This window comes from Brevibacillus sp. SKDU10 (genome assembly GCF_001645205.1).
GTDB lineage: Bacteria > Bacillota > Bacilli > Brevibacillales > Brevibacillaceae > Brevibacillus_B > Brevibacillus_B halotolerans.
In genome coordinates this window covers 10,132-25,736 of sequence record NZ_LSSO01000177.1, presented here as the reverse complement: position 1 = coordinate 25,736, position 15,605 = coordinate 10,132, and the positions used below count along the sequence as shown (strand labels likewise).

Sequence of the window (15,605 nt, the reverse complement as noted above, 5' to 3'; positions counted from 1 at the left end):
ACCTCACTGTAAAAGCTAAATCACATATTCCACAAAAATATATTTTATGAAAAAATAAACATTTGCGACTCACCATAACATATTAGCATTATTCTTCCATTTAAGTGTTTGTAAATTTTGTGAACTTTTATATGTATTTCTGTAATTTCATGCTGAAAAAGTCCAAGAATGCTATTGACCGTACTATACTAATGAATAGGGATTGCTTTGTCAGAAGTGGTTTCCCCTGCAAATAAACGCAGGTAAGGTGAAGGTTTTAAATATCCATCAGGCAACCCCAGAATAAATTCGTAAGCATACGCAGCTTTGGCTGCTTCAATAAGTTCCTCTTCTTCTGCATCAGGCCTCCCAAATCTAAGATTCTCTTCAATCGTTCCTTCAAATAAATGCGGATCTTGTGGAACGTATGCTATCAATTCTCTCACCTGCGTGAAAGTGTGAGTTTTTGCATTTTTAGCAAAGGCAGTCAGCTCAAAATATCCTATGTTTCACAGGACACCTCACATTTACAGGGAAATTTAACGGACTACGCTAGAAACAACAGAATTGATAAGAGCCTGTTTAAATCTATTTTAAGAAAACTTGATTTTTCCAGAGTTCAATTTGAAAAGGATATTTCCGCTTTTAGCGGCGGTCAAAAGAAGAAAGTGCTGATTGCCAAAAGTCTTTTGAGAAAGTTCATTTGCATATTTGAGATAGAACCGCTTAATTTTATCGATGTGATTTCCCGCATGCAAATTGAAGAGCTATTGCTTGAATACGCACCAACCATCCTGTTTGTGGAGCATGACAGCGAATTTTGCAAAATATCGCTACAAAGCATATTCAACTCTAAGTCATCAAACTAAGGTTTGATTTTTCTCAGAACATTTTTTCCTTTATAAAAAAGAACCCCGACAGTTGTCGGGGTCCGCCTTAAACCTTCTGATCGACTACAAAAAGCACTACAGCGTAAATTGGTTCTCCTGTTTTCGGGAACGGATTTTTTGCAAAATCTCAATAATATATACGATATTTTTTGAAATATACGGTTCGTCCATCATATCCATGTGTGATCCGTATCCCTCATATTCTGTAAGGCTGCTAGCTGTAGCACCCTTCCACAAGGCCTGTTCAAACAATAATTCGATCGTGTCGGGTTGTTGAGCCCACATGCAATGAATCTCTGCATGTATACATTCCGTATTCGTTAGTAGGTTCATATACTGCTTATAGGACTTATATCTGCTCGCAGCTTTATCCTTTAACAACGTAACGTCTAACTTCTGTTTAACAGCAAATTCATTTACGATTTGTTCAACCTCTCGATCGATCTCATCCTCTTTTTGAACTACAATCTCATTTTTGCGCATCGAATCTAGTAAAATGATATCCGAGACTTCATGATGTAAATTCTCCAAGGCTTTCGCCACTTCAAAGGCAACATTTCCTCCCGCAGAGTACCCCACAAGAACAAATGGACCTTCTGGCTGAATCTCCAATATGTGATTGATATAATGCTCAATCAGATTTTCCTCATGAACAAAATTAAAGGCATACACCGTGGCTTGGTCCTGTAATAGCTCCGCTAGTCTCTTATAAATATAGCCTAATCCAATAATCGGAGGGAAACAGAAGAGATTGATATGTCCTGTTTGATTCAGTAAGGTTACGGTTTTTTCAAAGTTGGTATTCGTTTCCCATACCAGCATTTGTTTGGCCATATCTTTAATGGTTTGGATTTCGAAGACATATGGAATTTCGATTGATAATTCTGCGTAAATTTTGCTAATCACTTGAATCATTCGCAGTGAATGTCCGCCAATTTCATAGAAATTATCATGAACCCCGATATGATCAAGTCCCAGAACCTCTTGCCAAATACGGACAAGCTCCGCTTCCATTCTTGTCATCGGGGTAACCTGCTCCCCGCCTGTGTTTAAGAGGGGGGCCATCTCCTGTAGCTTTTTGTAATTGATTTTACCATTGGAGGTAAGCGGCATTTCATCCAAGCGAACAAAATAGGAAGGCATCATATAACCTGGCAAATGTTTGGCTAACGTACTTCTTACATCTGCCACAGTCAGCACGTCTTCGAGGATCACATAGGCGGAAAGCTCCTTTTGTCCCTCCTGAATTTCCTGAACTATCACCGCCGCTTGCTTTACTCCTGGATTTCTTAGTAACTGTGACACAATTTCTCCCGTTTCGATCCGGTGTCCTCTGATTTTCACCTGATTATCGATACGACCTAGATATTCAATCGTTCCATCGGGAAGCCATCTTGCAAAATCACCTGTTTTGTACATCCGTGTTCCTGGAATAAATGGGTTAGCTACAAATTTTTCTGCGGTCAATTCCGCTCGGTTTAAATATCCTCTAGCCAAACCCTCGCCCGAAATAAACAGCTCTCCGGCCACACCCACAGGCTGAAGCTGTCTATGTTTGTTCAGGATATAAACTGCGGTATTAGAGATCGGCTTTCCTAAAGCTACCGGGGTCTGCTTGTCACATTCTCCGGCGATAACCTCAATGGTCGTTTCCGTAGGGCCGTAATGATTGTGAAGCTTGTATCCTTTGCTCATTAGTTTAGCTTTTAACGCATCATCGAGCTGCTCTCCCCCAGAAATCAGAGTGTGTAAGCAAGCAATTTTCTCTTCATCAGCCAGTAGCTCCTGCATAAATGCTGGAGAGATATTCAAAATGGTAATTTCATTTGCCGTAATATAGTCAACTAAGTATTTTTTATTCCATAGCATGTCTTTTCGAATGCAGTGTAAGGTAGCTCCGTTAAGCAGCGTGGCAAAAATTTGATCCACACTCGGATCGAAGGTGTATTCTGCCATAAAGAGCATTTTATGATTCATTTGCTCAAAGTACCTATCGCTAAACCAGCAAATGGTATTAACTACGCTTTGATGTTCGATCATAACCCCCTTAGGCTGACCCGTCGTGCCTGAGGTATAGATAATATAGATTAGATTGTTCGCCTGAACGATTGGCTCCAGATTCGAACCATCCCCATCAGGAGTATGAGATTCGTCAAGGATAACAAGCTCACCAGTAAACGTGATTCGTTCCTGTAAATGCCTTTGCAGCAATAACAGCTTGACACCCGAGTCCTCCAGCATGAAGCGTATTCGTTCCTCTGGATACTCTGGATTGATCGGTACATAAGCACCCCCAGCTTTTAAAATGGCTAGGATTCCAACGATCATTTCTAGGGAACGTTCTACTAGGATTCCGACCGCCTGATCCGGCCCTACTCCTTGAGCTCGCAATACTCGGGCCAAGCGGTTTGCTTTCTCGTTTAATTCCCTGTATGTCAGTTGTTTGTTTTCAAATACAACTGCCACCTGATGGGGCGTCCTCTCCACCTGCTCCTCGAACAACTGATGAATTGTCTTCTCTCTCGGATAGCTCGCTGCCGTATTCCCCCACACCTCTAAAATCTGCGTTTTCTCTTCCTCAGTAAGCAGATCAAGTTCTTTCATGGTTATCAGCGGGTTTTGGATGATTTGTTCCATGATATGAACCAGATGTACGCCAATTCGTTCCACACTCGCTTGATCATACACGGATGCATTGTATTCCAAGCGAATCCCGATCTCTGCACCAGGTACGACAATCAAGTTAAAATCATAGTTCGTTTGCTCGACTGTCTCCACATTTACGATTTCAAAGCCTGTCGAACTGCTACTACCCAATTGCTCCATCTGCTGCTGTACAGGGTAGTTTTCAAATACCATAATGTGAGTAATCAAGCTCTGCTTTTGCTCGGTTTGTGCTTGAATCTCATACAACGGGTACGTATCATATGCGCGGGATGCCAGAGCCTGCTCCTGAAGCATTTCCATCACTTCCGCAGCGGTGGCCTCGGCCTCACAGCGAACCCGCACTGGAATAGTATTAATAAACAAACCAATGATGCTCTCAATCCCAGGAACCTCCGTTGGTCTGCCTGAGACGACGCTTCCGAATACCACATCCTGATTGTCGTTGTATTTCTGCAGCAAAATCCCCCAAGCGGTTTGCATCAAGATATTTACCGTCACGTTCTGCTGTTTCGCGATTTGATTCATCCGCTGGGTTAGCTGTTCACTAAGAGAGATAATATGTCTCTTTACAACAAACTCTGCTGGCTTTTCCTGACGTTTTGTTTTACCAAGAACCGTCTGATGTTCATAGCCTTCCAGATAGTCGTGCCAATACCTTGAAGCCGCTTCGCCATCTTGCTTCTCCAGCCACTCGATAAATGAGCCATAGGGTCTTACCGGTGCAAGTTGGGGTTGGCTTTGTTCCTGATAGGCAAAGTAAATTTCGAACACTTCCTTGGCAATGAGAGACAAGCACCAGCCATCCATCAAGATATGGTGAAAGCTCCAGACAAATCGATACGTCTCGTCTTTCGTCCGCAGAATGGTGACCCTCATAAGCGTATCATGAGCCAAATCAAATCCCTTGTCCTTATCCCTTTTCAAAAGCGTTGCAATATACACCTCACACTGCTCCTCAGTTAGCTCGCGAAGGTCTTCATACAAAAATCCGGCAGGCTTTTCCCGAAATACCACTTGTACGGGGTGCTCTTTCCATCCTCTGTAAAAATTCGTACGCAATACTTCATTTCGTTGCACTAAGACGTTCAAGCTCTTTTCAAATGCGATCACATCAAAGGCTCCCTGCAGGGTGAACGTTGTTTGCTCAAAGTAGGCTCCCAAATGAGGATTCACCAGACTGTGGAACAGCATCCCTTTCTGCATCGGCGTTAACGTGTATGCATTCTCAAGCTCTCCTACATGCTGGGTTTGTTCTATTAGCTGCTCTAGCTCCTCAACTGTCAATCCCTTCAACAAAACATCGCTTGGCGTCAGTTCCTTTTGCTCTTTCGTCACACAGTGTGCAATCACTTCCCGAAGGCTTTCTCGTAATAAGCCAGCCAGTCGCTCGATCGTTTCTCTTCGATATTCCTTACTGCTGTAGCTGATCGTCAGAGACAGTTCTTCCCCCGCGATCATGCCGTTTAGATCAAGTACATAGGGTCTTCCCGTATTTTTGCTAATGGTGTCTCCAACAGAATAGGGCGATATCTGCATTGCATTATTTTGCAAATCCTGATCAAACTGCCCTAAATAATTAAAACTGATCTGCGGCTCTATGTTGTATGAATTCCCCTGATGATCAGACAAATATCGGATGATGCCGTATCCAATTCCTTTTTGCGGGATATGGCGTAAGCCTTCTTTTACCCGTTTAATCAGGTAAGGAAAATCCTGCTCTGTCTTCATTTCCAACACGACAGGGAACTGGCTCGTAAACCAGCCCACAGTGCGTGTAATATCCATATTTTTGATGATGGATTCCCTTCCATGCCCTTCTAGGTTCACAATGACCTGATCCAGACCCGCCCAGGCATGGAGTGCCCTTCCTAGGGCAGCGAGTAAGAGATCGTTCATTTCTGTGTTATATGCCCAATGCGCTTGTTTTACAAGTTGTTTGGTTTCCTCCCGATTCCACTGCACCGTAACCGTCTCATTATCTCGAATCCGCACATCATCGTGCTTATAATCCCTTGGGAGCGGCTTGTTTTCAATCTGGGCAACGGACTGCCAATAAGCCCAATCGTTCTCGTTTGCTTGGTTAGCGGCATAGGAAGCGAGCTGCTCGGCCCACAAACGGAAGGAATCTGTTTTTTTTGGAAAACGAATGTCCGCTCCGTTCCTAGCTTGTTCATAGCCTGTGGCAATATCCTCAAATAAGATTCGCCATGATACCCCATCGACAACTAAATGATGAATGACAATCAGCAGATGATCCCCTTCTGCACATTGGAATAACCCTAGCTTCATCAAGGGTCCTTCCTTCATATTGATGCTGCTCTGGATCTCATTTGCTTTGGCTTCAATCAGTTGAGCATACTCCGTCTCTTCTCGAAGATTAACAACCTCAAAGGAGAACAGCTCACCTTCATCAATCCCCCGATTCCAAGCCGTATATCCGCCGCTATCACTCTGATAAAATACCATACGCAGAGCATCGTGATGCTCGGTAATTTTCTGTATCACCCTACGAAGCGAAATTTCATCGAATCCTTCCTTCCGATACAGCATGACCGCTTGATTAAAATGATGAGGGTCTGCAAATTTTTGCTCAAAGAACCAGCTCTGTATTGGTGTAGGTCTTGCTTCTCCCTTCACTTCCCTCTGATCAGCCATTCTATTGACGAATTGGACATACGGACTGAGCTTTGCAACGGTAGGATATTTAAACAAATCCTTTAATTCCAGCTTGTAGCCCTCTTGATACAGCCTTGAAGAAATCTGGAGGGCTTTAATCGAGTCGCCTCCTAGATCAAAGTAATTATCTAGCAGCCCGATCGCTTTAACTCCTAATACCGACTGCCAAATCGAGACTAAAGCCCTCTCCACTTCTGTGCGAGGTGCCACGTATGCCGTTCCAGTTTGCAGATTATCACTTGGAGCAGGCAGCGCTTTGCGGTCGAGCTTTCCATTCATGGCTAACGGCATCCGCTCTACTTGTACAAAGTACGATGGAATCATGTAGCCCGGCAGTTCTTGGGATAAGGCTTCCCTTAGCTCACTCACGGTAAGCTTTCGATCTGCTACGAAATATGCACATAGCGCCTTCTGTCCGCTTCCATCCTCCCGTGCAACAGCTACCGCTTCCCGTATGTATCCCGTTTTCAGTAGCTGTGCTTCTACTTCTCCAAGCTCGATACGGTAACCGCGGATTTTCACCTGATGGTCAATACGCCCCAGATATTCAATGTTGCCATCGGACATCCATCTCGCCAAGTCGCCCGTCCGGTACATCCGTTCGCCAGGCAGGAAGGGGTTATGCACAAACTTCTCGGCTGTCAGCTCAGGGCGATTCAAATAACCTCTTGCCAGCCCCACACCGGCGATGCATAGTTCCCCGGCCACACCTATCGGCTGCTGCTGGTTCTGTGAATTAACAATATAGAGCTGTGTATTGTCAATCGGTTTTCCGATTGGGATATTCGTGTAAGCTTCTCCTTCCTGACAATCAAAATACGTCACATCTACAGTCGCTTCTGTCGGCCCATACAGGTTAATGATCTGGGCTTTGCTCACTGGGGCAATGAAGCGATGGAATTGTGCAGCCTGCGAAGCAAGTAACGCTTCACCACTCGTAAACACACGCCGCAACGAAGCAAGCTTGTCCTTTTCTTCCTCATACGTTCGTTTCTGGATATATTCCAGAAAAGCTTGCAGCATAGATGGAACAAAATGCAACGTGGTAATGCTTTGTTCCTTCAATGTATTTAATATGACTGCCGGATTCTTTTCCCCACCAACAGGAAGCAGGCATACTCTGGCACCGACAAGCGCCCACCAGAATAGCTCCCACACAGACACATCAAACGTAATTGTCGTTTTTTGCAGGATCGTATCATTTTCAGTGATTGGATATTTCTTTTGCATCCACAGCAAGCGGTTGATCACCGAGCTGTGTTCTATCATGACTCCCTTGGGTTGACCTGTCGTTCCCGAAGTATAGATGACATACGCCATGTCTTTAGCCCCGTTGATCAGCTCTAGATTAGAACCGTCTTCACTATAGGAGCCGACATCATTTAGATCAATAAACTTCCCTGTAAATGACGCTCGCTCCCGTAGATGCTCCTGTCCCAAAAGCAGGTTCGCTCCTGAATCCTGAAGCATGAAACGAATCCTTTCCTTTGGGTACTCCGGATCAATCGGTACATAGGCGCCGCCAGCCTTCAAAATTCCGAAGATACCGACGATCAGCTCTAGAGAACGCTCGACCATGATGCCGACAGGCTTGTCTGCATGTACACCCTCTGAACGCAGTGTTCTCGCTAGTTTATTGGCTTGCTCGTTTAGCTCGCGGAACGTTAACTGCCCTCCTTCTCCAACAACCGCCACTCGTTCTGGCGTACGCTCTACCTGTTCTTCAAACAGCTCGTGGATTGTCTTCTCGCGTGGATAGTCAGTTGCCGTAGCTCCCCATACCTCTAGAATCTGTGTTTTCTCCTTCGGTGTAATCACTTCCACAGACGAGAGCTTAGCTTCTGGATTCTTTATAATCACACCGATAAACTGCTGAAAATGCTTGGCCATTCGTTCGATTGTCTGCCGCTTATACAACGCTGTGGCATATTCCATGCTGAACTCAATGGTTTCTCCAGCCTCTACTCCGCTTAAAGTAAGGTCAAATTTAGCCATAGAATAATCGTTCTGATATGGTTTAAACTGCACCCCTTGGATATTTAATTCCGCTTGGTTTGCATTGTGCAGTACGAATAGGGTATCAAACACCGGATTGCGACTGAGATCACGTGCAACATTTAGTTTTTCCACTATTTCCTCAAATGGGTAATCCGCATTCTCATACGCCTTCAGCGCCGTTTGTTTCACCTCTTGCAGATACATTTTGAACGTTTTCTCCCCATCTGGGAAACAACGCAAAGCCACAGTATTGACGAACATTCCTATTACTCGTTCCAAATCGGCATGCGGCCGACCCGCTACCGGGGAACCAATCACGATTTCGTTTTGCCCACTGTATTTGTTTAAAAAGGCACTGTAAGCAGCCAGTAGCACCATGTACAGCGTCGATTCTTGATCCCTAGCCAGTTGATAAAGCCCCTGGGTTATCTTTGCATCCAATGTAAAGGTGACCTGATCTCCATGGAAGCTCTGAGTTGCAGGGCGAGGGTAATCCGTTGGTAGCTCCAGCACTGGTAGCTCCCCCGACAATTTCTCCAGCCAGTAACGCTCCTGTGCCCTATATTGCGTACTCTGTAGCCAATCCTGCTGCCATACCGCATAATCCTTATATTGTATGCGAAGTGGCGGAAGCTCCTCTCCCTCATAAAGCTTCACGAATTCTTCTATCAATACGTTCATCGATACACCGTCAGAAATGATATGGTGCATATCGAATACGAGAATGTTCCGATCTGGTGCAATCCGTAACAGTGCGGCGCGTAGTAGCGGGGCTCGGGACAGATTGAATGAGCGAATAAACGCCCTTATATATGTCTTAGCCTCACTCTCTTCCACTTCTAAAAGCTTTATCTCTGCCTCCGCATGCTGATGAATCCGTTGTACCAGCTCTCCATTCACAAGCTCAAAGGAGGTACGAAGTGCTTCATGACGGCTGACAAGCTGTGTTATCGTCCTTTTAAAGCGTTCTTGATCCAGTAATCCCTCGACTAGTAAAGCAACCGGCATGTTGTAGCCTTGTTCAGCTCCTTCCAGCTGCTGAAGGATGTACAGCCGCTTTTGTGCGGAAGATACCGGATAATAATCCCTCTTCCCCACATGCTGGATAGATGCATAGGTGTTCTTTTTCATTCCCGAAATCAGCTTGGCTATGCCTTCGATCGTCGGGTTTTGAAATACCTCCCTAAGCGGCACCTCGCTTTGAAGCTGCTTGTGCATACGGGCGACAAGCGCGGTCGCTTTCAACGAATGTCCTCCCAGCTCAAAGAAGTTATCATGCATACCAATACGCTCAATGCCAAGAACATCTTGCCAAATGTGGGTAAGTTGCTCTTCTAGCTGGTTACGCGGTGCAACATATTCCCGCCCCGTCTCCAAGCTTCCCTTCGGCTCTGGCAACGCCTTGCGATTCACTTTCCCGTTTGATGTTAACGGCATGCTCTCCAGCCTTATAAAATACGAAGGAACCATGTACTCTGGCAAACCCTCTGACACATGTTTTCGCAAATTGGCTACTTCTGGCGCTTGCCCCGTCGTCACATAATAAGCACACAACAACCTAGTTCCATGACTATCCTCCCGATCGACAACGACAGCCTCCTTGATTCCTTGATAAGCTAAGAGCCTGTCTTCAATTTCCCACAGTTCAATGCGAAAGCCGCGTATTTTAACCTGATAGTCGATCCGGCCCAAATACTCAATCTCTCCAGTAGGAAGCCATCTAGCTTGATCGCCGGTTTTATACATTCTCTCCATTGGATGAAAGGGATTTACAACAAATTTTTGTGCCGTCAGTTCTTCATCATGTAAGTATCCTCGTGCCAAGCCCCGGCCCGAAATATAGATTTCTCCCGCACTTCCTGTTGGCTGTAGCTCCTGATGTTTCCCCAGAATATACACGCGGGTATTAGCTATGGGTCTGCCAATCGTAATCAACTCAGGCGTGCCCTTTATAGGAAGTGCGCTTGTAATAACACTATTTTCCGTAGGGCCATACTCGTTAACAATTTCAATATCAGAATGAAGCGAGCGGATTGTTTCCACCAATCCTTTACTGACCTTTTCTCCAGCGACCACGATATTGCGCACCGATTGCAAATCTTTTGCCGACATACCCTCGAGCAAGGCTGAATAAAAGCTTGGAGGACTTTGCAAATGCGTAATGCTTTGCTCCCGAATGACTCGCTTGATCCAGGTTGGGTCTTTTGCTTCTTGCTCGTTTAAAAAATACACTGTAGCTCCCGAGACTATAGGAGCAAAAAAATGTGTGACAAAGGAATCGAACACAAACGGATTCAGCATCAAAACTCGAGCATCCTGGTAATGATACGCCGTTACCTTCCACTGGATTGTATTGAGGATACTTTGATGCTCGATCATGACTCCCTTAGGTTGTCCAGTCGTACCCGATGTGTAAATGATATAGGCCAAATGATGAGAAGCAAGCTGAACATCCACATTCTCAGTGCTTTGCCGCCCAATGATTGAATCTTCAAAATACAAACCAGGCACATTGATGCTACTTTCAAACTGCTTACGGGTAACCACTAATTCTGCACCGCTGTTGGACAGCATATAGCGGATCCGTTCCTGCGGATATGCTGGGTCTATTGGCAGATATGCACCGCCCGCTTTCAGAATGCCAAGAATCCCGACAATCATCTCTAAAGAACGCTCGACCATCAGCCCAACGACGCTTTCAGACTGTACGCCTTGCGCACGAAGAGTTCTTGCTAATTGATTGGCCCGTTCGTTTAGTTCCCGATACGTAAGCCTTTGATCATCAAACACAACAGCAATATGATCTGGTGTTTTTTCAGCCTGCTCCTCAAATAACTGAAAAATGGTTGTATCTCTTGGGTACTCTGCTGCGGTATCGTTGAACTGCACCAACAGCTCTCTTTTCTCTGTCTCGCTCAGCATTTCCAGCCTGCTTATTTCCACTTCCGGGTTCTTGGCAATCGCCTTGAGCATTCGCATAAAATGCCGTGTCCAGCGTTGCATCGTTTCCTTCCTAAACAGGGCTGTACTGTATTCTAGGCTACACTCGATTACGTCTTTGACTTCCGCCGCCTGCAAGGTAAGATCGAATTTAGCCGCAGTTTGGGAAAACGAATGCGGAACAACCCATAAATCCTTTGCTTGCAACGGTTTTCGATCCATATTTTGCAATACAAACATAGCGTCAAATACAGGATTGCGACTCAGATCCCGTGGTACATCTAGTTTTTCCACCAGCTCTTCAAATGGGAAGTCCGCATGCTCATATGCTTGTAACGCGGTTTGTTTCACCTCTTGCAAGTACGCCTTGAACGTTTTCTTCCCATCTGGGAAACAACGCAAGGCTACAGTATTTACGAATATCCCCATTACTCGTTCCAAATCGGCGTGAGGTCGGCCAGCTACCGGTGTGCCAACAATAATCTCATTTTGTCCGCTATACCTGCTTAACAGGGCGCTGTATGCGGCTAGTAGAACCATGTACAGCGTTGATCCATGCTCTCTAGCAACCCGATGCAGGCCCTGAGTCGTCTCTGCATCCAATGTAAAGGCAACCTGATCTCCGCTGAAGCTCTTCACCGCAGGACGCGGGTAATCCGTTGGCAGCTCTAGCACGGGCAACTCTTTAGATAGCTGTTCCAGCCAGAAACGCTCCTGAGCTTTGTATTGTTCACTTTGCAGCCAAGTCTGTTGCCATACTGCGTAATCCTTGTACTGGATGCGCAACGATGGTAGCTGCTCTCCCTCATAAAGCTTCGCAAATTCCTCCACTAGTATGTTCATTGAGACCCCATCGGAAATGATATGGTGCATATCAAACAGGAGAATATGTCGATCAGCCTTAATCCGCAGCAAGGCCACTCGCAGAAGTGTAGCACAAGATAAATCGAATGGGCGGACAAACTCACGTATATGCGCCTCTATCTCATCCTCCTCCACCTCCCAAAAGCTTATCTTTGCCTTTGCATGCTGTTGAATTCGCTGCACGGGTGTACCATTCACAAGCTCAAAGGAAGTCCGTAATGCTTCATGGCGACTGACAAGCTGCGTGACTGTCCATTCAAAGCGTTCTCGATTCAGCGGTCCTTCGATCAGCAGAGCTGCTGGCATGTTATACCCTTGCTCGGCTCCTTCCAGTTGTTGAAGGATGTACAACCGCTTTTGCGCGGAAGAAACAGGATACATATCCTGCTCTCCCACAGGTTCGATGGAGGCATATACGTTTGTATCCAGTCTGGACATGACGCGGGCCAAGCCTTCGATTGTCGGGTACTGAAAAACCTCTCGCAGCGGCACCTCAACCTGAAGCTGTTGGTGGATGCGGGCGACAAGCGCAGTAGCTTTCAGCGAGTGACCTCCTAGCTCAAAAAAGTTGTCTCGTACGCCAATGCTCTCTATGCCTAGAACAGCCTGCCATATGAGGGTAAGCTGTTCTTCTAGCTGATTGCGGGGTGCAAGATATTCCCGTCCTTTCTCTGCGTTTCCTTCTGGCTCTGGCAATGCCTTGCGGTCAACCTTCCCGTTTGACGTCAATGGCATGCTTTCTACCTGTATGAAATATGAAGGGATCATATAACTGGGCAGTGCTTGGGACAGTTGCTTTCGCACATCTGATATCGACAGCTTCTCTTCTGCTACATAATATGCGGATAGATAATTATTCCCTTCTCGATCCGGTCGCGCCATCACGACCGTTTCTTTTACGGAGGGAAGCTGAAGCAGTCTAGACTCAATCTCTCCTAGCTCGATCCGATTTCCCCGGATTTTCACCTGATGATCAATCCGCCCCATGTACTCTATGTTTCCATCTGGAAGCCATCTCGCCAAGTCCCCCGTCCGGTACATACGCTCGCTTGGATTAAAGGGATTGGTGACAAACTTCTCCTCCGTTAGGTCTGGACGATGGCAGTATCCTCTGGCAACACCGACCCCAGTTATGAACAGTTCTCCAGGCATACCTATCCCCTGCATCCTGCCCTGCCGATTCACTATATACAATCGAGTGTTATCAATTGGTTTGCCGATAGGAATCTGCGTAATCGGCCCATCCATTGGACAATCGTAGAAGCTTACATCCACAGTTGCCTCAGTCGGACCGTACAAATTATGAAGCGTCGTGCCATTCGCTTGATACAATAGCGTTCGGAAACGCTCTCCATGCTTGGCGTGTAAAGCCTCACCGCTTGTAAATACACGGCGTAGGTAGCGCAAGCGGTGAGCTTCTTGGCGTAGAGCTACCGATTCGAGAAACACATGCAGCATCGATGGAACAAAATGCATCGTTGTTACTTGGTGCCTCTCGATTGCTTGGACAATGGTTCTAGGATCCTTTTCTCCTCCTGGTGGCAGCAGGCAAACTTTCGCCCCTGTCCAAGACCACCAAAATAGCTCCCATACCGAAACATCAAAAGAAATCGGCGTTTTCTGCAAAATGACATCGCGATCCTCCAAGGGATAACGTTTTTGCATCCAAAGAAGTCGGTTCACAACACTGTGATGCTCCACCATGACCCCCTTTGGCTTGCCTGTAGAACCAGATGTATAGATGATGTAAGCTAAATGTTCAGAAAGAGATACCGGCTCCAGATTACTGCCATCACCCTCGTCCAGCTTTAGCTCATCCAAGCTCATAGTAACGCCTGAAAATTCGACATGCTCCTTTAAAGACTGCGAAAGCAATAAGATAGAGGTGCCGCTATCTTCCAGCAAATACTCAATGCGTTCCTGCGGATAACCAGGATCAATAGGCAGATAAGCTCCACCAGCCTTTAAGATGCCAAAAATGCCAATGATCATGTCCAAAGAACGTTCGATCATCAATCCAACGATGCTGTCGGCTTGCACTCCTTTGGCACGAAGCACTCTAGCTAATCGATTGGCTCGTTCGTTAAGCTCCTGATATGTCAACTGCCCCTCTTGCGCCACAACCGCAATATGATCGGGAGTTTTCTTCGCCTGTTCTTCAAAAAGCTGATGAATAGTTGCATTCCTCGGATAGTCCGCCATCGTCTCATTAAACTCTAATAATAATTGGTGTTCTTCGGATTTCGTCAGCAACTCAATCTCTTCTACCTTTATATCCGGCTGCTTAAGCACAGCTTGGGCGGCTTGCATCAGATGTCCCGCTACTCTTTGAATATTTTCCTTGTCGTATCGGTTGGCGTTATAGCAAAACTTAATCAGAATTTCCTCTGACGGCTCGACGATAATCGTCAGATCATAGTTGGTTCTTTCGATGGTAGAAACTTGTTCGATCGAAAAGCCTACATGTTTTGCTTGCTCAAGCCCTTGCTGGAGAGGAAAATTTTCAAAAACCATAATATGATGAATCAGCTCTTGCTTAAGAATGGATTCTGCCTGAATTTCATATAGCGGAGAATAACTGTAAGCCTCGGCTGCAACGCTATTCTTTTGAAGCTGTTGTATCCATGTAGAGAAGGAAAGCTGATCTGATTGAATCCGAACTGGTATTGTGTTGATAAACAACCCGACCATGCTTTCGATTCCTTTGATTTCAGCAGGTCTGCCTGAAACAACCGAGCCGAACACAACATCGTCTGTATCATTATAGCGTTGGAGCAAAAGACCCCAAAGGGCCTGAAACACAGTGTTCAAGGTGACATGATTTTTCTTCGCCAATTGAACAAGCCCTTTGGTAACCTCTCGATCCAGCAATAATCGGACTTCCTCGGGCAGGTAGCCCTCTTGAACGGCTTGTCCCCCGGAAAATGGAAGTGATGCTTGCTGTTCATATCCATGCAAATACGTTTTCCAATATGCTAGTGCTTCTTTTTTGTCACGTTTGCCCAACCACTTGATATACGTACTATAAGGCTGTGTTTTCTCCAGTAGGATTGGTTGATTGTGTAGCAAAGCCCGGTAGCAGTCGAATAAAGCAGTAATGATGATACCTCGGCACCAGCCGTCCATAATGATGTGATGATAGCTCCAGACAAATCTGTAGCTTTGCTCAGCCACCCGAAAAATTGACATTCTAAGCAAAATATCCTTGGAGATATTGAATCCTTTTTCCCGATCATCGGCCTTGAATTGCTCGATAAAAGGCTCTATATCTGACCCTGGCAAATGGGAAATATCCTGGTAATGAATGTGAGAATCTCGTTTCTTCAACACAACCTGACGGGGCTTAGAAACATTCTGATAAATAAAAACCGTTCTAAGAATATCGTAGTGAGCGATTACTTTATTCATACTCTCTTGCAAGCATTCCACAGCAACATGGCCTTCTACCGTAAAATCGAATTGTTCAAAATAAGCGTTAGAATGGTTGTTCATGATGGAGTGAAACAAAATCCCTTCCTGCATAGGAGACAACGGGAAAATATCTTGAATGTCTGCTGTATTCATTATGGAGGAACACTCCCCTCTATTATA

Annotated in this window: 2 protein-coding genes and 1 pseudogene; 1 reads left to right on the top strand and 2 read right to left on the bottom strand. The window is 45.6% G+C overall.

Translation table 11 applies throughout. The annotated features are described in order from the left end of the window. Positions 1–188 precede the first annotated feature (188 nt). On the bottom strand, positions 189–416 hold the full coding sequence (locus AYJ08_RS16335; protein WP_064018612.1) for a P-loop NTPase family protein: 228 nt from the start codon (positions 414–416) through the stop codon (positions 189–191). Between the two features lie 36 nt (positions 417–452). On the opposite strand from AYJ08_RS16335, the pseudogene AYJ08_RS16330 reads away from it, so the two are divergent. Further along, positions 453–835: pseudogene (locus AYJ08_RS16330) on the top strand (ATP-binding cassette domain-containing protein); the annotation flags it as partial. A 109-nt stretch (positions 836–944) separates the two neighbouring features. Here AYJ08_RS16330 and AYJ08_RS16325 read toward each other — a convergent pair. Next, positions 945–15,578 (bottom strand): non-ribosomal peptide synthetase, encoded by a 14,634-nt coding sequence (locus AYJ08_RS16325; protein WP_064018610.1) that lies wholly within the window; start codon positions 15,576–15,578, stop codon positions 945–947. Positions 15,579–15,605 lie beyond the last annotated feature (27 nt).